Origin of the sequence: Streptomyces olivaceus, assembly GCF_000721235.1 — a bacterium.
Lineage (GTDB): Bacteria > Actinomycetota > Actinomycetes > Streptomycetales > Streptomycetaceae > Streptomyces > Streptomyces olivaceus.
In genome coordinates, this window is sequence record NZ_JOFH01000046.1 from 1 (window position 1) to 21085 (window position 21085).

Below are 21085 nucleotides of genomic sequence, written 5' to 3' on the forward strand. Positions count from 1 at the left end.
GCCGAGGCCCGGCCGGGGGTGGTGGGGGTGGGGGCGCCGGGGGTGGTGGGTTTCGCTCCCGCCGTCCCTTCCCGTCCCCGGGGCTGCGCGCCCGGACCCCCGCCCTCGGCCCCGGACGGGCCTCGTCCTCAACCGCCGGACGGGCCGAAGGTGCTGGTCAGGTGGGGGAGGTCGTCTTCAGGGCCAGCCACAGTTCCATGCGTACGTCGGGGTCGTCCAGGGAGCGGCCCAGGATCTCCTCCACGCGGCGCATCCGGTAGCGCAGGGTGTGGCGGTGGACGCCCAGGCCGGCCGCGGCGGCGTCCCACTGGCCGTGGCGGGAGAGCCACGCGCGCAAGGAGGCCACCAGGTCGCCCCGGCCGGTGGCGTCGTGGTCGTGCAGGGCGCGCAGCAGGCCGTCGGCGAAGGCGCGCACCGCGTCGTCGGCCAGCAGGGGAAGCACCGACCCGGCCGCCAGGTGCTCGTGCTCCACGCAGACGCGGCCGCGCCGGCGGGCGACCGACAGCGCCTGCTCGGCCTGCTTGTAGGCGCCGGACGCGGCGATGGGCCCGGACGGCGCCGACAGGCCGACGACCAGGCCCTCCTCGTCACCGCCCGTCATCGGGTCGGGGGCCGGGCGGGCGGCCTCCAGCGACGCGGCGTACTCGACGCAGGCGGTGACGGCCGCGCCGCCGTCGGTGGCCAGCACCACCAGGCGCTCGCCCTCGGGGACGACGAGCACCGACTCGCCGGAGCGGGCCGCCGCGGACTCCACGACCTCGGCGAGCGTGTCGAGGCGGTTGCCGACCGGGTCCGCGGTGGGCGGTGCGGCGGCGGAGGCGGGGCGGGGCTTCGCCGGGGTCGAGTCCGCGAGGATGATGCGGAAGGGGGCGTCCAGCAGCCCGCCGTACAGGTCCCCGGCGACCGTGCGCGCGTGGTCGGGTTCGCCGGCCAGCAGCATCCGCAGCACGGCGGCGTCGATGCGCAGGCCGGCCTCGTGCAGGGAGGTGGAGCGTTCCGTGATGAGGGTGAGCAGCGCGATGGCGGAGTGGACGGCGTACCGCTCGGCGGTGCCGGGGGCGGCGGCGGTGCCGACGGCGAGCGCGGAGCGGGGCCTGCGGGACGTGCCCAGGGAGTGCAGTTCGACCCGGTCGGCGTTGCCCGGCCTGCCGGGGTCCTCGGTCCCGCCGACCACGGAGGAGGCCGGTGCGGGGCGTTCGCGCAGTCGCTGCACGTCGGCCGTGAGGCGCGCGGCCCTGCGGCCGGCCCACGCCGGTGCCGTGGCCACCAGGGCGCCCGAGGCGTCGTACAACGCCGCCCAGCCGTCGACCTGCCCGGCGAGCGCGGCGAGGAGGCCCTCCGGGCCGTCGGTCAGGGCCCGCCAGGTCAGTTCGCGCTGGGCGGCGAAGCCCGCGGTGACGGAGCGGTACTGGTCGGCGGCGATCGCGGCGGAGACGGCCTTGCTGATGGCCAGGAAGGGCGTGCGGCGCGGTACCTCCAGGAGCGGCAGTCCCTCCTGGCGGGCCGCCGCCACCAGCGCCTCGGGGATGTCGTCGTAGTTGACGCCCACGGCGAAGCCCAGGCCCACGACGCCGGCGCCCACCAGCCGCTTCACGTACCGGCGCATCGCCTCGCCGTCCTCGGCGTCCAGCTTGAGGGCGGTGATCAGCAGGAGTTCGCCGCCCTCCATGTAGGGGACGGGGTCGGCGAGTTCACTGACGTGGGCCCAGCGCACCGGCACGTCGAGGCGGTCCTTGCCCGCGCGCACGGTCAGTTTGAGCGCCGAGTGGTGGACGAGCGAGGCGAGCGTGGGAGGCATGTGGCCTGGGCCTTCGGGTCTGCGTCCGGGGGCGCGGGGTGGTGCGCGGTCCGTACGCGGTCAGTGGAGTCTCTGTGGTCACTTGGCCGTCCTGTATGAACGACCTGTGTCGATTCTGCCTCACTGTACGGGTCCCCGGCGTCCGGCCCCGGGGCTCACCCCCGCAGATCCACCAGCAGCGGCGGCGCGTGCTCCCCCTCGACGCTGGTCAGGGACAGCACCGCGTGCCCGGCCGGTACGGAGTTCGCCAGTTCCGACGCCGACCAGCGCTCCCGCTCGACCTGTTTCACGGTCACGGCGTCGGTCGTCACCGCCTTGCCCGTCACCAGTTTGCGCACCGCGTGGAAGAACCGGGTCATCGGCTGGTCGGCGAAGACCGTGTGCTTGGCGACCTCCGTCATCTCCACCCAGCCGGTCCCCCAGGTCTGCGCGAACCGGCTGCCGTCCCAGGTGGAGACGCCGCTGAACGCCATCCTGCACCCCACGGCCCCGTAGAGGGGGCCGTGCAGGGCCTCGGGGACGTCGCCGATGGTGCGCAGGGCGAGCAGCACACCCGCGTTCTGCGAACGCAGCCGCTGGATGCGGCGGACGGACTCGGGGGTGACCGCGCCCGTCGCGTCGTCCAGGACCAGGCACGCGAAGTGGGTGCGCCGGCTCTCCCGGACGACGGCGTGGAACTGCGCCAGGACCAGGCGGGTGATCAGCCGGCCGGCCTCCTCGTGCCCCTGCTCCGGCAGGTCGATCCGCACCCGCAGCGGGTGGTGGGCGACCGCGCGCAGGGAGAACGGCCGGCTCGCGCCACCGCCGCCGAAGAAGTCGGCGAACGCCGGCCGGTTCAGCAGCGCCAGCCGGTCGGCCAGGGCGCGGCCGACGTCGCCCGGTGTGCCCGTCTGCCGGACGCGTGCCTCCAGCTCGCGGCGCATGACGTCGTTCCCGCTCCCGGCGAGCGCCTCGCTCAGCCGGGTCAGCGCGTGCTCCTCGCCCTGCAGCAGTTCGTGCAGCTCCGGCAGGGAGGGGAACCGGCCGTGCACGGCACGGTAGGGGCCGAGGAGCTGGGCCAGCGCGGTGCCGGCGCCCTGCACTCCCGCCGGGTCGAGGTCGCCCACCAGGGCTTCGCCGAGGATGGCGGCCGCCTGGTCCGCGTCGTCGGCTTCGGCGTACGGGTCGAGGTCGTGCACGGAGGAGGGGTCGCCGACGCGCACGATCACGTCGAAGGCGCCGTCGGCGCAGAGGGGCCTTCCGGCGGCGGACACGGCGACGACGGCGCAGCTCCCGGCGAGCGCGTGGAGCGCGAGGGTCTCGGTCACCGGCTCGACGAGGGTACGGGTCTTGCCCGACCCGGAGGGGCCGACGGCGAGCAGCGAGGTGCCGAGCACGTCGGGGCCGAGGGCCGCACCGGCGTCGTGGTACGGCCGCGGGGTGTGCTCGCCCGCCGCCCAGCGGCCGATCCGCACCTGTCCGGCCAGCAGGTCGTGGTGGCCGGACCGGCGCGGCAGGTCCCGCGCGCCGGAGGGATGGGTCCAGGCCGCGCCACCGCGCCGCAGGACGGTGTCGCGGAAGGCGTCCAGCGTGGCGTCCCGCCGGGCGGCGGCCAGGGCGTTCTCCACGCGGGCGCAGTCGACGTCGTTCATGCGGTCGCCGGCGACCTCACCGGCGAGCAGGTCGGCGGCCTCGTGCTGGCCCAGGTCGCGGAGCGCGGGCCACTGGGAGCGGGGGCGTACGGACTCCTCCTGCCCGTCGGCGGCAGCCGCCCCGCGGGCGGCGAGCAGCTTGCGCGCGTACGGCAGCCAGCCGCCGAGGCGGGCGAACGGCCACACCACGAGCAGGGTGACGACCGCGTACAGCGTGTCCGTGAACAGCTGGGACGCCATCAGGTCGTAGCTGCCGGAGATCAGCACGGTGAGCGAGAGCAGCGGGTCGACGACCGGTACCGGGGACCATCCGACGACCGGGAAGGCGTCGGGGAAGACGAAGCTGAGGGCGACGAGGGCGAGCAGGGCCGCGGCCAGGGCGCGGGCGGGCTGGGGCCGCTGGACGACGTAGTGCCGGACGATGGCGCGCCAGCTGCCGAGGGCGGCCACGAAGTAGCCCAGGAGGGCGAAGGCGATGCCCTCGTACACCACCAGGGCCTCCGCGCCGGGGGACGCCACCGAGCGGTCGTCGAAGACCTTGGGGGACGCCACCGTGCCGCCCCACCACCACTCCTCCGGCGTGAACAGCCGCAGCGGAGCGTACTGGCTGGAGGTGACGCCGCGCTGCCAGAGGGACCAGAGCAGGAACGCCAGGGCGAGCGGGACCAGCATGCCGACGACGGTCACCGGGGCGATCCGCTCCGGCGTCTCCTTGGGCGGCTGGTGGCCGAACCGCCAGATTCCGGTCCGGGCACTCGGCCGCGGGGCGTCCAGCCAGTCGGCGACGGCGGACGGCGGACGGGGCGCCTGCGCGGGCGCCCCGGGTGCTCCGGGCACTCCGGACGCTCCCGGCGCCCGGGCCGGTCGCGGCGGCATCGCGGGCGCCCTGCCCGGCACCTGGGGAGGCGCCGCCGGACGCGGCACCGGATTCGCATGCGTGCCCCGCGCGTCCCGGTTCCCGTCGCTCTCCATCGCCCCTGCCCCCTGACCTGCCGCTCCGTCCACCGTCAGCGAGCCAATCTAACGCCCTCGCAGGGGGAGTTCACCGCTTACGCGGCCGGGCCCGCGTGCACGTGTCCGGATGTCGCCGCCCCCGTCACATGTCCACGGCGGACAACCGGCACCCCGGACAACGCCCACATGGAGCATGCCCACCCCGCGCGGCCGGTCCTAGCCTGCGAGAAAAGAAGGCATACGTCCACTGGAACCCGCAGATCCCGAGCGCCCCTCGGGTCCGCAGCGCCCGATCCCGTACGTCCCGCAGAACCCCAGGAGCCGCCCCATGACCGCACTTCCGCAGGAGCGCCGCGTCGTCACCGCCATCCCCGGCCCCAAGTCGCAGGAGCTGCAGGCCCGCCGTACGGCCGCGGTCGCGCGGGGGGTGGGCTCCACCCTGCCCGTCTTCGTCACCCGGGCCGGCGGCGGCGTCGTCGAGGACGTGGACGGCAACAGCCTGATCGACTTCGGGTCCGGCATCGCGGTGACCTCCGTCGGCGCGTCCGCCGAGGCCGTCGTGCGCAGGGCGTCGGCCCAGCTCGCCGACTTCACCCACACCTGCTTCATGGTGACGCCGTACGAGGGCTACGTCGCCGTCGCCGAGGCGCTGGCCGAGCTGACGCCGGGCGACCACGCCAAGAAGTCGGCGCTGTTCAACAGCGGCGCCGAGGCCGTCGAGAACGCCGTCAAGATCGCGCGTGCGTACACCGGGCGGCAGGCCGTGATCGCCTTCGACCACGGGTACCACGGCCGGACCAACCTCACGATGGCGCTGACCGCGAAGAACATGCCGTACAAGCACGGCTTCGGCCCCTTCGCGCCCGAGGTGTACCGCGTGCCGGTCGCCTACGGCTACCGCTGGCCGACCGGTCCGGAGAACGCCGGCCCGGAGGCCGCGGCCCAGGCGATCGACCAGATCACCAAGCAGGTCGGCGCGGAGAACGTCGCCGCGATCGTGATCGAGCCGGTGCTCGGCGAGGGCGGCTTCATCGAGCCGGCCAGGGGCTTCCTGCCCGCGCTGCGCCAGTACGCCGCGGACCACGGCATCGTCTTCGTCGCCGACGAGATCCAGTCCGGCTTCTGCCGCACCGGCCAGTGGTTCGCCTGCGAGGACGAGGGCATCGTGCCGGACCTGATCACGACGGCGAAGGGCATCGCGGGCGGTCTGCCGCTGGCCGCCGTCACCGGCCGCGCCGAGATCATGGACGCCGCCCACGCCGGCGGCCTGGGCGGCACCTACGGCGGCAACCCGGTGGCGTGCGCGGCCGCGCTCGGCGCCATCGAGACGATGAGGGAGCTGGATCTGAACGCCCGGGCCAGGCACATCGAGGCGGTCATGAAGCCCCGCCTCGCCGCCATGGCCGAGAAGTTCGACGTGATCGGCGACGTCCGGGGCCGCGGCGCGATGATCGCGATCGAGCTGGTCGCGGACCGGGACACCAAGGAGCCGGACCCGCGGGCGGCCGCCGCGCTCGCCGCGGCCTGCCACCGGGCGGGCCTGCTGGTCCTGACCTGCGGCACCTACGGCAACGTGCTGCGTTTCCTGCCCCCGCTGGTGATCGGCGAGGACCTGCTGAACGAGGGCCTCGACATCATCGAGCAGGCCCTCGCCGGCCTCTGAGCCCGTGGTCCGCGCCGGTCCCGGCCCGTCGGCACGGTGCGGCTGCAGAGCGTGTGAAGAAGGTGTGCGGGGTGCATGGCAGGACGCGGGTGACCCTGTCCTGGGCGCACCGCCTGCCGTAGGTTCTACGCAGATGAGAGATACACCCGCCCACAGGGGACTGTGGGCGGCTCATCAGGCCGCGGCTTCCCCAGCTTCGACCTGGTCGTGCCTCGCGCACACAACCGGAGCCCGCGGGTTCCGGATCTCCTCACCGATCGGACGGTCGCCCGCCCCAAACCCCCCGGGGCGCGCGGCGTTCCGGTCAGGACGACCGCCTCGGCACTCGGGGCGGTGGTTCACCGAAGGGCCGGCACACTCCCCCCCCCTTGTGCCGGCCCTTCGGTGTCTCATGGGCCGGAAGCCGCCGGCGCCTCCGCGTGGCGGGCCTGCGAAGCTGGGCCGCATGCCGGTCTCCCCGCTCCGCCCGTCCCTCGGCCCCCTCGCCGTCCTCGCCGTCCTTGCCGTTTCAGGGCCCGTCCTCCTCTTCGCGCTGATCACCTGGCAGGTGGTCGCCGACGGGCCGCTGGCCGGGGTGGACGAGCGGCTGAGCCGGGCGCTCGTCCATCCGGACCGGTTCTCCGAGCTGCTGGCCGACCTGGGCAACGTGCAGGTGGCCGGGCCCGTGCTCGTCGTCGCGCTGGCGTACGCGGCGTGGCACGGGCGGGCCTCGGGCACGGCCCGCTGGTGGCTTCCGCCGCTCGCGGCGGCCGTGGCGATGGTGCTGGTGCCGGCGCTGGTCGTCCCGCTGAAGGAGTGGACCGACCGGCCCGGCACCCCGGCGGTGCCGCCCGCGACCGGCTACTACCCCTCGGGCCACACCGCCACGGCGGTCGTCGCGTACGGCGCGGCGACGCTGCTGCTGCTCGGGCGGCTGCGCCGGCCGGCCGTGCGCCGGGCGCTGGTCGTGCTGTGCGCCGTACTGGTCCTCGGCACCTCCTACGGGCTGGTGCGGCGGGGCTACCACTGGCCCCTGGACGTGGTGGCCAGTTGGTGTCTGGGGGCGGTGCTGCTGGCCGGGGTCCGGTCGGTGGCCCGCCGGACCCCGCCCGGCGGTTCGCTCCCGCCGCCCGTCAGCCGAAGTACGCGTCGAAGTTCTGCTGGAACTCCCAGTCCGAGAACCGGTCCCAGTTGATCGACCACGTCATCAGGCCGCGCAGGTCCGGCCAGGTCCCGTGCGTCGTGTACGAGCCGCAGTCGGTCTTCTTCGTCAGGCAGTCCAGGGTCTTGGTGACCTCCGCCGGGGAGACGTGGCCGTTGCCCGCGTTGACGGAGGCCGGCATGCCGATCGCGATCTGGTCGGGGCGCAGCGGCGGGAAGACGTTGTCCGCGTCGCCGGCGACCGGGAAGCCGGTGAGCAGCATGTCGGTCATGGCGATGTGGAAGTCGGCGCCGCCCATGGAGTGGTACTGGTCGTCCAGGCCCATGATCGGGCCGGAGTTGTAGTCCTGGACGTGCAGCAGGGTCAGGTCGTCGCGCAGGGCGTGGATGACGGGCAGGTAGGCCCCGGCTCGCGGGTCCTGGCCGCCCCACTGGCCGGTGCCGTAGTACTGGTAGCCGAGCTGGACGAAGAACGTCTCGGGCGCCATCGTCAGCGCGAAGGCGTCGCCGTACTTGGCCTTGAGGGTCTTGACGGCCGAGACGAGGTTGACGACGACGGGGGTCGTCGGGTTCTTGAAGTCCGTGTCGTCGGCGTCCAGCGACAGCGAGTGGCCCTCGAAGTCGATGTCGAGGCCGTCGAGGCCGTACTCGTCGATGATCGCGGAGACGGACGAGACGAAGGTGTCGCGGGCGGCGGCGGTGGTCAGCTGCACCTGGCCGTTCTGGCCGCCGATGGAGATGAGCACCTTCTTGCCGGCCGCCTGCTTGGCCTTGATCGCGGCCTTGAACTCGGCGTCGCTCTCCACGTCCGGGCATTCGGCGACGGGGCAGCGCTCGAAGCGGATGTCGCCGGAGGTGACCGAGGTGGGCTCGCCGAAAGCCAGGTCGATGACGTCCCAGCTGTCGGGTACGTCGGCCATGCGCGTGTAGCCGGAGCCGTTGGCGAAACTCGCGTGGAGGTAGCCGACCAGGGCGTGGGCCGGGAGGTCGGAGGAGCCGCCGCCGTCGTCCGGGCGCTGGGCGGTGGTCGCCGTGACCGTGGCGGAGCGGGCCGACTCGCCCGCGGCGTTGACCGCGGCGATCTGGAAGGCGTACGCCGTCGCGGGGCTCAGGCCGGTGACGGTGGTGGAGGTGCCGGTGACCGTGCGGACCCTGGCGCCGTCGCGGTAGACGGCGTATCCCGTGGCGCCCGGTACCGGTGACCAGGACAGGGCGATGCTGGAGGAGGTCGCGGAGCCGGCCGTCAGGCCGCCCGGGGGCGCCGGGGGCTGACTTGTCCCGCCCCCGGGGCCGGTCAGGGTGATGTCGTCGGCGTGGTAGGCGCCGGTGCCGTACCAGCCGTGGGTGTAGACGGTGACCTCGGTGGTCGACGGGCCGGTGCGGAAGGTGGTCGTCAACTGCTGCCAGTCGGGGGCGGACTGGGTCCAGGTGGAGACGTCGGTGGTGCCGGTGCCGCTCGCGCCGAGGTAGACGTAGGCGCCCTGGACGTATCCGGAGAGCGTGTACTGGGAGTCCGGTTTCACGCTGACCGTCTGGGCGCAGCGGGCGTTGTCGGCGCCGGCCGGGGTGGCCTTCAGGGCCGACGTGCCGCTGTGGACGGGCGAGGTCACGATCGCGCCCGCCGTACAGGTCCAGCCGTCGAGGGCGGTCTCGAAGCCGCCGTTTTTGGCCAGGTCCGCGTCGGCCGCACGGGCGGCCGACGTGAGCGCGGTCAGGCCGGACGCGGCGAGGGCCGCGGCCGTGAGCAGCGTGACGAGGGGGCGACGGGCGAGTGGTCTGGAGCGTTCCACAAGTGCCTCCGGACATGGGGGAGATGGGGAGGGTGGAGCGCGCCCAACTTGGTCCAGACCAATTCTGTTGTCAACCCCTTGTGCATCTCACCCTCCGCTCACCCCCCGCCCCCCTCCACCGCGAGAGCCGCCGCCGCCTCGTGCATCGCCAGCTCCAGGAGCGAGGGGTCGGTGAGGGTGCCCGTCCCGTCCGGCGGGACCAGCCAGCGGGTGCCGCCGGACGACAGCCCGCCGGGGTACGGCACCACGATCCAGGTGCCGAGCCCGGCCGTCCGGACGCCCGTGCCCACCCAGCGGGCCGCCGTGCCGGCCGGCACGAAGAAGCCCGTGCGCGCGTCGCCGAAGTCGGCGAGCACCGGGCCGGGTTGGTCCAGGACGCGGGAGAGCACGTCGAGGGTCGGATAGCCGAGCCTGCTCGGCAGGATGAGCACGTCCCAGGCCTTGCCCGCGGGCAGCAGCGCGACGCCCGACGGGTCGCGCTCCCAGTCCCGGCGGCAGACCTCGGGATCCGGTGCGACGGATGCCAGCCACGCGACCGCCGTCTTCGCACCAGGCATGTGGAACCTCCCTTTCACTCGTCGACGCGGGGTGCGTCACGAGGGAGAGGGAGGTCTCCCGGCAGCATTACGCGGGTTGCCGCATCTCATTGGGGTGACCCGGGTCACAGCACCGGGGTCCGGCGTACGGCTCAGCTGTCGAAGCCGAGGCCCAGCCGGTCCATCGTCCGCAGCCACAGGTTGCGCCGGCCGCCGTGCGCGTCGGCGCGGGCCAGGGACCACTTGGTGAGCGCGATCCCGGTCCAGGCGAGGGGCTCGGGCGGGAACGGCAGCGGCTTCCTGCGCACCATCTCCAGTTCGGTGCGCTCGGTGCGCTCCCCCGACAGCAGGTCCAGCATCACCTCGGCGCCGAACCTGGTCGCGCCCACCCCCAGGCCGGTGTACCCGGCCGCGTAGGCGACCCTCCCCCGGTGCGCGGTGCCGAAGAAGGCCGAGAAGCGCGAGCAGGTGTCGATCGCACCGCCCCAGGCGTGGGTGAACCGGATGCCCTCCAGTTGCGGGAAGCACGTGAAGAAGTGCCCGGCGAGCTTGGCGTAGGTCTCGGGCCGGTCGTCGTACTCGGCCCGCACCCGGCCGCCGTACGGGTAGATCGCGTCGTAGCCGCCCCACAGGATCCGGTTGTCGGCGGAGAGCCGGAAGTAGTGGAACTGGTTGGCGCTGTCCCCGAGGCCCTGGCGGTTGTGCCAGCCGATCGAGGCCAGCCGCTCGGCGCCGAGCGGCTCGGTCATCAGGGCGTAGTCGTAGACGGGGACGGTGTACGGGCGCACCCGGCGGACCAGGTTCGGGAAGATGTTGGTGCCGAGCGCGACGGTGCGGGCGCGGACCCCGCCGTAGGGGGTGCGTACGGCCATGCCGGCGCCGTACGGCTTGAGGGTGAGCGCGGGGGTGTGCTCGTAGACGCGCACGCCGAGGCCGAGGCAGGCCCGTTTGAGGCCCCAGGCCAGCTTGGCCGGGTCGACCATCGCCACGCCCCGCCGGTCCCAGAGGCCGGCCCGGAAGGTCGGTGAGTCGACCTGCTCCCGCACGGCCCCGGCGTCCAGGTACTCGATGCCCTCGGCGAGGCCCTCGGCGCTGATCTCCTCGTACCACTCCTCCAGTTCGCGTGCCTGGTGGGGCGCGGTGGCGACGTCGATCTCGCCGGTGCGCTCGAAGTCGCAGTCCAGGCCGTGGCGGACCACCGCCGCCTCGATCGCGTCGAGGTTGCGGGCGCCCAGTTCCTCCAGCCGGTGGATCTCGTCGGGCCAGCGGGTGAGGCCGTTGGCCAGTCCGTGGGTGAGGGAGGCGGCACAGAAGCCTCCGTTGCGGCCGGAGGCGGCCCAGCCCACCTCACGGCCCTCGACCAGGACGACGTCCCGGTGGGGGTCCCGCTCCTTGGCGGTCAGCGCCGTCCACAGCCCGCTGTAGCCACCGCCCACCACCAGCAGGTCGCAGGTCTCGGGGCCGGTGAGGGCGGGCTCGGGGCGGGGGCGGCCGGGGTCGTCCAGCCAGTACGGGACCGGCTGGGCGTCGGAAAGGGATTTCGTCCAGTCGTTGCTGCGGCTCATGGCGCTGGGGGCCATGATTTCAACTCCCCACGAATTCTCTCAGGTGCGCTTCACGCCTTGCGGCGATTCCTGCGGTTGCCGACGGCCATGGCGGCCAGGACGAACAGTACGGCGACGACGAACATGGCCGTGCCGACGACATTGATCTGAACGGGCGTTCCGCGCTGGGCCGATCCCCAGACGAACATCGGGAAGGTGACGGTCGAACCCGCGTTGAAATTGGTGATGATGAAATCGTCGAAAGAGAGCGCGAAGGCGAGCAGCGCACCCGCCGCGATGCCGGGCGCGGCGATCGGCAGCGTGACCCGCAGGAAGGTCTGGAGGGGGCCGGCGTACAGGTCCTGCGCCGCCTGCTCCAGGCGCGGGTCCATCGACATCACGCGCGCCTTGACGGCCGTCACGACGAAACTGAGGCAGAACATGATGTGAGCGATCAGGATGGTCCAGAAGCCCAGCTGAGCACCCATGTTGAGGAACAGGGTGAGCAGCGAGGCGGCCATCACGACCTCGGGCATCGCCATCGGCAGGAAGATCAGCGAGTTGATCGCGCCGCGCGCGCGGAAGCGGTAGCGGACGAGCGCGAAGGCGATCGCGGTGCCGAGCGCGGTGGCGCACAGGGTGGCCCAGAGGGCGATCTGGAGGCTGAGCGAGAGGGAGCCGCAGAGTCCGGCGACGCCGCACGGGTCTTTCCAGGCGTCCGTGGAGAACTGCTGCCATTCGTAGTTGAAGCGTCCGTTCGGTCTGTTGAACGAGAACACGGTGACGACGACGTTGGGCAGCAGGAGATAGGCGAGTGTCAGCAGTCCGGCGACGACGACCAGATTGCGCTTGAACCAGTTCACGAGGGAAGCGGCGAAGGCCATTTAAACCAGGTCCTCCGTCCCGGACCGGCGAATGTAGAGGGTGACCATGGCGAGGATGGCGGCCATCAGAATGAAGGAGAGCGCCGCCGCCGTCGGATAGTCCAGGACCCGCAGGAACTGCGACTGGATCACGTTTCCGATCATGCCGGTGTCGGCCGAGCCCAGCAGCGACGCGTTGACGTAGTCGCCGGTCGCCGGGATGAAGGTCAGCAGCGTGCCCGAGACGACGCCCGGCATCGACAGCGGGAAGGTGACCTTGCGGAAGACCGTGGACGGCTTGGCGTACAGGTCCCCCGCCGCCTCGTGCAGCCGGCCGTCGATGCGCTCCAGCGAGGTGTAGAGCGGCAGGATCATGAAGGGCAGGAAGTTGTACGTCAGACCGCAGACCACCGCGAGCGGCGTGGCCAGCACGCGGTCGCCGGAGGTCCAGCCGAGCCAGCCGGTGGCGTCCAGGACGTGCAGCGTGTTGAGGACGTCGACGACCGGGCCGCCGTCCGCGAGGATCGTCTTCCAGGCCAGGGTGCGGATCAGGAAGCTGGTGAAGAACGGCGCGATCACCAGGATCATGATCAGGTTCCGCCAGCGGCCCGCGCGGAAGGCGATCAGGTACGCCAGCGGATAGCCGAGCAGCAGGCACAGCACGGTCGCGGAGGCCGCATAGGCGACCGAGCGCAGGAACTGCGGCCAGTACTCGGACAGCGCGTCCCAGTAGGTCGCGAAGTGCCAGGTGACCTTGTAGCCCTCCTCCAGCGAGCCCGTCTGCACGGAGGTGGAGGCCTGGTAGATCATCGGCGCCGCGAAGAAGACGATCAGCCACAGGACGCCGGGCAGCAGCAGCCAGTACGGCGTCCAGCGGCCCCTGCGGAGCGGGGGCTTCTTCTCCGGCGCGGGCGGCGAGGGCGGTGGCGGCGCCTCGGTGAGGGTCGGCATCAGGCGGCCCCGCCCTCGGCGATACCCGCCTCGCCCGTCGTCCCCGCGAGCACGGACTGGTCGGCGTCCAGCCCGAAGGTGTGCGCCGGGTCCCAGTGCAGGACGACGTCGGCGCCTGGCGCGAGGCGGGGATCGCGGTCGATGTTCTGGGCGTAGACCTCGAACTCGGGGCAGGCCGGGCAGTCGACGACGTACTGGGTGGAGACGCCGATGAAACTGCTGCTGCGGATCCTTCCGGTGACACGGTTGCGGCCCTCGGGGACCGAGCCCGCGTCGTCCGCGTGGGTGAGGCTGATCTTCTCGGGGCGTATGCCGACCAGCACCTTGCCACCCGCCTTCGCGGGCGCGGAACACCGGGCGCCCGGCAGCGCCAGCTTGCCGCCGGCCGCCCGCACGACGAGGTCGTCGCCGCCGCGGGTGTCGACCTCGGCCTCGATGAGGTTGGAGGTGCCGAGGAAGTTGGCGACGAAGGTGGTCCGCGGGTTCTCGTACAGGTCGGCGGGGGTGCCCAGTTGCTCAACGCGGCCGGCGTTCATCACGGCCACCCGGTCGGCCATCGTCATGGCCTCCTCCTGGTCGTGGGTGACGTGCACGAAGGTGATGCCGACCTCGGTCTGGATGCGTTTGAGCTCCAGCTGCATCCGGCGGCGCAGCTTGAGGTCGAGGGCGCCGAGAGGCTCGTCTAGGAGGAGCACCTTCGGGTGGTTGATGAGGGCGCGGGCGACGGCGACGCGCTGCTGCTGGCCGCCGGAGAGCTGGTGCGGCTTCTTGCGGGCCTGCTCGCCGAGCTGGACCAGGTCGAGCATCTCCGCGACCTGCTTCTTCACGCTCTTGATGCCCCGCCGGCGCAGGCCGAAGGCGACGTTCTCGTGGACGTCGAGGTGCGGGAAGAGGGCGTAGGACTGGAAGACCGTGTTGACCGGCCGCTTGTAGGGCGGCAGCGCGGTCACGTCCTGGTCGCCGAGGTGGACGGTGCCGCTGCTCGGCTCCTCCAGTCCGGCGATCATGCGCAGGGTGGTGGTCTTGCCGCAACCGGAGGCGCCGAGCAGGGCGAAGAAGGAGCCCTGTTCCACGGTCAGGTCGAGCGGGTGCACGGCGGTGAAGGAGCCGTAGGTCTTGCCGATGCCGGTGAGGCGGACGTCGCCGCCGCGGTCCGCCGCGTCCGGCCGGCTCGTCGTCGCTTTCGTCGTCATCGTCGTCACGCCCCGGTGAGCTTCGCGAACTTCTCTTCGCAGGCCGTCTCTTCCTCCGCGCTCAGGGAGCGGAAGGAGTGCGACTTGGCCTGCATGGCCTGGTCGGGAATGATCAGCGGGTTGTCCGCCGCCTCCTCGTCGAGCTTCGCCAGGTCGTCCTTCACGCCGTCCACGGGACAGACGAAGTTGATGTAGGCGGCGAGTTCCGCGGCCGGGCCCGGCTCGTAGTAGTAGTCGATGAGCCGTTCGGCGTTCGTCTTGTGCCGTGCCTTGTTGGGGATCAGCATGTTGTCGCTCGACGTGACGTAGCCGCTGTCCGGGATGACGAAGTCGATGTCCGGGTTGTCGGCCTTCAGCTGGACGACGTCCCCGGCCCAGGCCAGACAGGCCGCGAGGTCGCCCTTGCTGAGGTCGGAGGTGTAGTCGTTGCCGGTGAACCGGCGTATCTGGCCTCGGTCGACACCCTTCTGGAGCCGGTCGATCGCCGCGTCGTAGTCGTCGTCGCTGAAGCGGGCCGGGTCCTTGCCCATGTCGAGCAGCATCATGCCGACGGTGTCGCGCATCTCGGTGAGGAAGCCGACCCGGCCCTTGAGTTTCGGGTCGTCGAGCAGGTCGGAGACCGAGGTGACCTCGGTGCCGTCCAGCGCCTTCTTGTTGTAGGCGATGACGGCGGAGATGCCCTGCCAGGGGTAGGAGTAGGCGCGGCCCGGGTCCCAGTCGGGGGTGCGGAACTGGGGCGACAGGTTGGCGAAGGCGTGCGGCAGGTTGGCCGGGTCCAGCTTCTGCACCCAGCCGAGGCGGATCAGGCGCGCGGCCAGCCAGTCGGTGAGGACGACGATGTCCCGGCCGGTCTCCTGGCCGGCGGCGAGCTGCGGCTGGATCTTGCCGAAGAACTCGCTGTTGTCGTTGATGTCCTCGGTGTAGGTGACCTCGACGCCGGTGCGCTCGGTGAACGCCTCCAGGGTGGGGTGGCGCCGCCCGCTGTCGTCGACGTCCATGTACTCGGTCCAGTTGGAGAAGCGGACCTGCTTCTCGTCCTTCGAGTGGTCCTCGGCCGGGACGCCGCCCTCGGACTTGCCGGCCGCGGGGATGCCGCAGCCGGTCAGCGCGCCGAGTCCGCCGGCCGCGAGCGCGCCGCCCGTGGCGGTGCGCAGCAGTGAGCGGCGGGTGAGGGCGGCCCTGCCGCTTCTGAGTGAGCGCCGCACGGCGGCGGCTCGGGCCGGGGACAGGCGTTCGGGCTCGTACTGCTGCATGCGCGTGGTTGCCCTTCCGGTGGGTCGGCCGTGGTCGGCGGCCTGGCGTGATGGCGGTCGGTCCTACCGGTCCCCGAAGACGGTGCGGTGCCAGTCCTTGGCCGCCACCGCGGTGTTGTCGAACATGACGTGCTTGACCTGCGTGTACTCCTCGAAGGAGTAGGCGGACATGTCCTTGCCGAAGCCGGACGCCCGGTATCCGCCGTGCGGCATCTCGCTGATGATCGGGATGTGGTCGTTGATCCACACGCAGCCCGCCCTGATCTCGCGGGTGGCGCGGTTCGCCCGGTACACGTCCCGGCTCCAGGCGGAGGCGGCCAGCCCGTACGGCGTGTCGTTGGCCAGCCGGATGCCCTCGTCGTCGCCGTCGAAGGGCAGGACGACCAGGACGGGGCCGAAGATCTCGGACTGGACGGCCTCGCTGTCCTGGGCGGCGTCGGCGATGAGCGTGGGCCGGTAGTAGGCGCCGTGGCGGAGGTCGCCCTGCGGTGCCTCGCCGCCGCACACCACGCGCGCGTAGGAGCGGGCCCGGTCGACGAACCCGGCGACGCGGTCCCGCTGGGCCCGGCTGACCAGCGGGCCCAGGTCGGTGCCCGGGGCGAAGGGGTCGCCGACGCGGACGGTGTCCATGAGGGCGGCGGTCTTCTCGACGAACGCCTCGTACAGGGGCCGTTGGACGTAGGCGCGGGTGGCGGCCGTGCAGTCCTGGCCGGTGTTGATGAGCGCGCCCGCGACCGCGCCGTGTACGGCGGCTTCGAGGTCGGCGTCGTCGAAGACGAGGAAGGGCGCCTTGCCGCCCAGCTCCAGGTGGAGGCGCTTGACGGTGGCGGTGGCCAGCTCGGCGACGCGCTTTCCGACGGCCGTGGACCCGGTGAAGGAGGTCATGGCGACGTCGGGGTGGGCGACGAGGTGCTCGCCGGCCTCCCGTCCGGTGCCGCTGACGATGTTGACCACGCCGTCCGGGATGCCCGCCGCGGTGGCCGCCTGCGCGAACATCAGGGAGGTGAGCGGGGTGATCTCGGCGGGCTTCAGCACGACGGTGTTGCCGGCCGCGATCGCCGGGAGGATCTTCCACGCGGCCATCTGCAGCGGGTAGTTCCACGGCGCGATCGAGCCCACGACACCGATCGGTTCGCGGCGGACGTACGAGGTGTGGTCGCCGGAGTACTCCCCCGCCGACCGGCCCTCCAGCTGCCGGGCCGCGCCGGCGAAGAAGGCCGCGTTGTCGACGCTCCCCGGCACGTCGAACTCGCGGGTCAGCTTCAGCGGTTTGCCGCACTGCAGCGACTCCGCGCGGGCGAAGTCCTCTGCACGGTCGGCCAGGACGGCGGCGAAGCGGTGCAGGGCGTCGGACCGCTCGCCCGGGGTGGCGCCGGCCCAGCCCGGGAACGCCTTCCGCGCCGCGGCGACGGCCGCGTCGACGTCGTCGGGGCCGGCGAGCCCGTAGGTCAGGACCTCCGCGCCGGTCGCCGGGTCGACGACCGTGTGCGTGCGTCCCGAGGTGCCCTCGGTCGGGCGGCCCGCGATGTACTGCGCCCCGTCCGCGAAGCGCTCCTGGGCCGCGGCTCGGTCCGGGGCGGCGTTGCCCGGGTTGTGCATGTCGGCTCTCCTCGGTCTCCCCGTGCCGGGTCCGGCCTGACGTGGCTCGGCCTGACGTGGCTTGGCTTGGCTTGACTTGACGTGGCTTGGCTTGGCTTGACGTGGCTCGGTCTGACGTGGCTCAGGCTCGATGTGAGTGCCGATCCTGACAGAGCACTACGCCCCCAACAAGTGATTCCGTTGTTGCCATTTGGTTACGCGACGAAATCTGTCGACCAGGTGTCGAGTCGCCACGGAAAGGGTCGGACGGAGTGTCAGTGGCGCGTGCCAGACTCGCCTGCATGGGGACGCACACGGGGGCGACGGGCGGGGCCGCGGAGCCGGACGGCTCGCCGGCGGGGATCGACAGCCGGGAGGCGCTGGTCGGGCGGGTCCGGGCGGGCTCGCGGATCAAGTACCTGTGTTTCTGGGGGCACCGGCCGGCCGCGGACGGCCGGGTGGGACCAGGCTGCCTGAGCCAGTGGTGGCCGTCGCCGTTCACCGTCGCCGGGGTCGAGTACGCGACGGCGGAGCACTGGATGATGGCCGCCAAGGCCCGGCTCTTCGAGGACGCCGGGGCCGAGCGGCGGGTGCTGTCGGCCGGTCACCCGGCCGAGGCGAAGAAGGCGGGCCGGCTGGTACGCGGTTTCGACGAGGCGGTGTGGCGGCGGGAGCGGTTCGGGATCGTGGTCGACGGCAGCGTCCACAAGTTCGCCTCGGACCCGGCGCTGCGTGCTTTTCTGCTGGGCACGGGCGGGAGAGTGCTGGTGGAGGCGAGCCCCGTGGACCGGGTGTGGGGCATCGGCCTGGCCGCGGACGACGCGCGGGCGACGGATCCGGAGCGGTGGCGGGGGCCGAACCTGCTGGGCTTCGCGCTGATGGCGGCACGGGAGCGGCTGAGGGGAAGTGACTGAGGGGGGCGCTGAGGAGGCGGCTGAGGGAGCGGCGATGAGGCCGCCCCCCTTTCACACCCCGTCGCCGTCCGCCCGAACGGGCTCAGGCGAGGCTCATGAGGCTCGCGAAGGCGAGGATGCCGAGCAGCGGCAGAACGACGGTGGCGACGATGCCGAGGACGAGACCGGCGGTCGCGGCGCCCTTGTTGGTCGCCTCGCCCCGGCCGGCCTTCCCGCGGCCGACCGCGCCGAAGATGATCGCGAGCACGCCCAGGACGACGCCGAAGAACCAGAGGAAGAAGGTCAGGCTGCACACGACGCCGATGATCCCGAGCACCAGTCCCGAGGTCCCCATGCCGTTGCTGGGCTGCATCGGCATCGCGTAGCCGGGAGCCTGGGGGTACCCCGCGGGAGGGGCTGCCGGGTACGACGGTCCCGGCGCCGCCGGATAGCCGTACCCGGGCGCCGACCCCGGCGCGGACTGCGGGTACGCGTACCCCCCGGCGGGCGGCTGCCCCGGCTGCGGCGGCGGGCCGTAGCCCCCGGGGCCGGGATTGGTGTGCGACATGAACTGCTCTCCCCTCGTTGGCGCCTGACATCGTAGAGGAGTCCGTACGCGGCGAATGTCAGCGCTGGACCGCCGCCGAGACCGGCACCTGGCGCACGGCGCCGTAGTAGGGGTCGTCGTAGTCCGAGTCCTCGTTGATCGCGGCGGTGATCCCGATGGCGATCAGGGCGATCACGACGACGCCGAGGATGATGCCGACGATGCCCATGACGAAGCCGGCCTGGGCCTGCCCGTGGTTGTTGGCCAGTCCCTGCTCCGCCCTGCGGCGCCCCTTGACGCCGAAGACCACGGCGAGGACGCCGAGGACCACGGAGACCACGCCGTACATGCAGAACAGCGCGCAGGCGAGTATGCCGAGGACCATCGACGCGGTGCCCATGCCGTTCTGCGGCGGCATCGGCATGCCGGGCCAGCCGTAGCCCTGGCTGTACCCCTGGGGGTAAGCGGGGTAGCCGTACCCGGGCGCGGCGCCCGGCACGGGAGCGGGGCCGCCGGGCGCGACCGGCGGGGGCGGCACCGCGCCGTCGGGACCGCCGCCGAACCCGGCGTTCGGCATCGACGTGACCGTGGGCTGGTCGTGCACGGCGGGCGGCGGCTGCCAGGGCGGCACGTCGTCGGCGGGGGTCCTGGGCGGCTCCTGCGGCCGGGCCGGGCCGGCGTCGCCGTCCTTGTGCAGCGACGGCCTGCTCTCGGGCGGCGCCCAGGGATCGCGATCAGCGGCGGAGTCCCCGCCCGGCCGTGCTGCGTCCGTCATGCCTGCCCCCTGGGTCGTTCGTGCCCGTCATGCTACGGTCCCGGACCGCCCGGCCCGCCACCGGCCTACGATGATCCCGAGCCACCGATCAGCCGATCACCCGCGTCCCACCCGCCGCCGTGCGCGGCCCGGGGCGCCGCCTTGGGGAGGAACCCATGACCGAGCACCTCGTCGACCCCGACGTCCCGCGCGACCTGCACGCCTTCATCGCCGGGCTGCCCAAGGCCGAGTTGCACGTCCACCACGTCGGTTCCGCCTCCCCGCGCATCGTCTCCGAACTGGCCGCCCGCCATCCCGACTCCAAGGTCCCCAGCGACCCCGAGGCCCTGGTCGACTACTTCACGTTCACGGACTTCGCGCACTTCATCGACGTGTACCTGTCCGTCGTCAGCCTGATCCGGACCCCCGAGGACGTGCGGCTTCTGACGTACGAGGTGGCCCGGGAGCTGGCCCGGCAGCAGGTACGGTACGCCGAGCTGACCATCACCCCGTTCTCCTCCACCCGGCGCGGCATCGACGAGCGCGCGTTCATGGACGCGATCGAGGACGCCCGCAAGTCGGCGGAGGCCGAGTTCGGGACCGTACTGCGCTGGTGCTTCGACATCCCCGGCGAGGCCGGTCTGGAGTCCGCCGAGGAGACGGTGCGGCTCGCCACCGACGACCGGCTGCGTCCGGAGGGCCTGGTCTCCTTCGGCCTCGGCGGACCGGAGATCGGGGTGGCCCGCCCGCAGTTCAAGCCGTACTTCGACCGCGCGATCGCCGCCGGGCTGCACTCGGTGCCGCACGCGGGCGAGACCACCGGCCCGCAGACGGTGTGGGACGCCCTGACCCACCTGAACGCCGAACGCATCGGCCACGGGACCAGCTCCGCCGAGGACCCGAAGCTCCTCGCCCACCTCGCCGAGCGGCGCATCCCGCTGGAGGTGTGCCCGACGTCGAACATCGCCACCCGCGCGGTGCGCACGCTGGACGAGCACCCGATCAAGGAGTTCGTCCGCGCCGGTGTCCCGGTGACGATCAACTCCGACGACCCGCCGATGTTCGGCACCGACCTGAACAACGAGTACGCGGTCGCCGCCCGCCTCCTCGGCCTGGACGAACGCGGCCTCGCCGACCTGGCGCGGGCCGGCGTCGAGGCCTCCTTCCTCGACCCGGCGGGCAGGGCGAGGATCATCGACGAGATCGACACGTACACCGCCGCCTGGCTCACCTCCTGAGAGTTGCCCCCATGACCTCCCCGCGCGACGTGACCGCCGTGGCCCACCGCGGCGACCCCTACCGGCACCGCGAGAACACGATCGACTCCCTGCGCTCGGCCCTGGACCGCGGCGCGGACGCGGTCGAGACGGACGTACGCCTGACCCGGGACGGCGTACCGGTGCTCCTGCACGACGAGACGCTGGAACGGCTGTGGGAGCAGGACCGGCCGGTGCGCTCGCTGTCGGCCGAGGAGGTACGGGGGCTGACGGCGGGCCGGGTGCCGACGCTCGCCGAGGCGCTGGCCGCGACCGCCGGGGGCCGGCTGCTGCTCGACCTGCCGGGTGCGCCGGGCGACCGCGCGGTGCGGCGCATCGTGGACGTGGTCCGCGAGTGCGGGGCGGCGGACCGCGTCTACTACTGCGCGGGCGCCGCCACCATGCTCCGTGTGCGCGCCGCCGACCCCGCCGCCGAGATCGCGCTGACCTGGACGACGGCGGCCCCGCCCCGGCCCGCGCTGCTGGCGGCGGTCGGGCCGAGGTGGCTCAACTACCGCTTCGGCCTGGTCGACCGCGCCCTGGCCGACCGCGTCCACGCCGACGGCCTCCGCCTCTCCGTCTGGACCCCCGACACCCGCCGCACCATGCGCCGTCTCCTCTCCCTGGGCGTCGACTCGATCACGACCAACCGCGTGGAGGTACTGACCGCTCTCCGGGACGGCCGTGCTCGGTAGCCGGGCGCGGTAGGAGAGGCTCGGTAGCCGGGCCCGGCTCCGTGCC

17 protein-coding genes are annotated in these 21085 nt (G+C 72.8%); 5 read left to right on the forward strand and 12 right to left on the reverse strand.

All coding sequences use genetic code 11. The features are described from left to right. Window positions 1-157 precede the first annotated feature (157 nt). Together IG94_RS0133885 and IG94_RS0133890 are read right to left on the reverse strand one after the other, a co-directional pair. Window positions 158-1798, reverse strand: a complete 1641-nt coding sequence (locus tag IG94_RS0133885; RefSeq protein ID WP_031046399.1) for a PucR family transcriptional regulator — start codon at window positions 1796-1798, stop codon at window positions 158-160. 155 nt (window positions 1799-1953) lie between these two features. Further along, on the reverse strand, window positions 1954-4401 hold the full coding sequence (locus IG94_RS0133890; protein ID WP_031046401.1) for a type IV secretory system conjugative DNA transfer family protein: 2448 nt from the start codon (window positions 4399-4401) through the stop codon (window positions 1954-1956). A 310-nt stretch (window positions 4402-4711) separates the two neighbouring features. Between IG94_RS0133890 and gabT the strand changes: the two genes are divergently transcribed. Further along, a complete protein-coding gene (gabT, locus tag IG94_RS0133895) occupies window positions 4712-6046 on the forward strand; it encodes a 4-aminobutyrate--2-oxoglutarate transaminase (RefSeq protein WP_031046403.1) in 1335 nt (444 codons plus the stop codon). Window positions 6047-6491: 445 nt separating this feature from the next. Beyond that, window positions 6492-7220: a phosphatase PAP2 family protein gene (locus tag IG94_RS0133900; protein WP_043485422.1), complete on the forward strand. Its 729-nt coding sequence runs from the start codon at window positions 6492-6494 to the stop codon at window positions 7218-7220. On the opposite strand, the gene IG94_RS0133905 is transcribed toward IG94_RS0133900, so the two are convergent. The 8 genes from IG94_RS0133905 to IG94_RS0133940 form a co-directional block, all read right to left on the reverse strand. Further along, the gene (locus IG94_RS0133905) at window positions 7159-8976 is read right to left on the reverse strand and encodes a chitinase (protein ID WP_031046407.1); all 1818 of its coding nucleotides are present in this window, start codon (window positions 8974-8976) and stop codon (window positions 7159-7161) included. The genes IG94_RS0133900 and IG94_RS0133905 overlap by 62 nt on opposite strands. 98 nt (window positions 8977-9074) lie before the next feature. After that, on the reverse strand, window positions 9075-9533 hold the full coding sequence (locus IG94_RS0133910; protein ID WP_031046419.1) for a hypothetical protein: 459 nt from the start codon (window positions 9531-9533) through the stop codon (window positions 9075-9077). Window positions 9534-9664: 131 nt separating this feature from the next. Beyond that, a complete protein-coding gene (locus IG94_RS0133915) occupies window positions 9665-11092 on the reverse strand; it encodes an NAD(P)/FAD-dependent oxidoreductase (protein WP_031046422.1) in 1428 nt (475 codons plus the stop codon). Window positions 11093-11127: 35 nt separating this feature from the next. Next, the gene (locus IG94_RS0133920) at window positions 11128-11940 is read right to left on the reverse strand and encodes an ABC transporter permease (protein WP_031046425.1); all 813 of its coding nucleotides are present in this window, start codon (window positions 11938-11940) and stop codon (window positions 11128-11130) included. Beyond that, window positions 11941-12870: an ABC transporter permease gene (locus IG94_RS0133925; RefSeq protein WP_031046428.1), complete on the reverse strand. Its 930-nt coding sequence runs from the start codon at window positions 12868-12870 to the stop codon at window positions 11941-11943. Next, on the reverse strand, window positions 12870-14063 hold the full coding sequence (locus tag IG94_RS0133930; RefSeq protein WP_031046431.1) for an ABC transporter ATP-binding protein: 1194 nt from the start codon (window positions 14061-14063) through the stop codon (window positions 12870-12872). The genes IG94_RS0133925 and IG94_RS0133930 overlap by 1 nt, the downstream gene beginning before the upstream one ends. Before the next feature lie 5 nt (window positions 14064-14068). Next, entirely contained in the window at window positions 14069-15316 is a 1248-nt protein-coding gene (locus IG94_RS0133935; protein WP_031046434.1) for a polyamine ABC transporter substrate-binding protein, read from the reverse strand. Between the two features lie 63 nt (window positions 15317-15379). After that, window positions 15380-16915: a gamma-aminobutyraldehyde dehydrogenase gene (locus tag IG94_RS0133940; protein ID WP_031046437.1), complete on the reverse strand. Its 1536-nt coding sequence runs from the start codon at window positions 16913-16915 to the stop codon at window positions 15380-15382. A gap of 257 nt (window positions 16916-17172) precedes the next feature. Here IG94_RS0133940 and ybiA point away from each other — a divergent pair, with 257 nt between their 5' ends. Continuing rightward, window positions 17173-17808 (forward strand): riboflavin biosynthesis intermediates N-glycosidase, encoded by a 636-nt coding sequence (gene ybiA / locus IG94_RS0133945; protein WP_037768225.1) that lies wholly within the window; start codon window positions 17173-17175, stop codon window positions 17806-17808. Window positions 17809-17890: 82 nt separating this feature from the next. Here ybiA and IG94_RS0133950 read toward each other — a convergent pair whose 3' ends face one another. Both IG94_RS0133950 and IG94_RS0133955 read right to left on the reverse strand, forming a co-directional pair. Beyond that, window positions 17891-18355: a DUF4190 domain-containing protein gene (locus tag IG94_RS0133950; RefSeq protein WP_031046441.1), complete on the reverse strand. Its 465-nt coding sequence runs from the start codon at window positions 18353-18355 to the stop codon at window positions 17891-17893. 58 nt (window positions 18356-18413) lie between these two features. After that, window positions 18414-19109: a DUF4190 domain-containing protein gene (locus IG94_RS0133955; RefSeq protein ID WP_031046443.1), complete on the reverse strand. Its 696-nt coding sequence runs from the start codon at window positions 19107-19109 to the stop codon at window positions 18414-18416. A 155-nt stretch (window positions 19110-19264) separates the two neighbouring features. Between IG94_RS0133955 and IG94_RS0133960 the strand changes: the two genes are divergently transcribed. Together IG94_RS0133960 and IG94_RS0133965 are read left to right on the forward strand one after the other, a co-directional pair. Continuing rightward, window positions 19265-20326 (forward strand): adenosine deaminase, encoded by a 1062-nt coding sequence (locus IG94_RS0133960; protein ID WP_031046446.1) that lies wholly within the window; start codon window positions 19265-19267, stop codon window positions 20324-20326. Between the two features lie 11 nt (window positions 20327-20337). Further along, the gene (locus IG94_RS0133965) at window positions 20338-21039 is read left to right on the forward strand and encodes a glycerophosphodiester phosphodiesterase (RefSeq protein WP_031046448.1); all 702 of its coding nucleotides are present in this window, start codon (window positions 20338-20340) and stop codon (window positions 21037-21039) included. The last annotated feature ends 46 nt before the right edge of the window (window positions 21040-21085 follow it).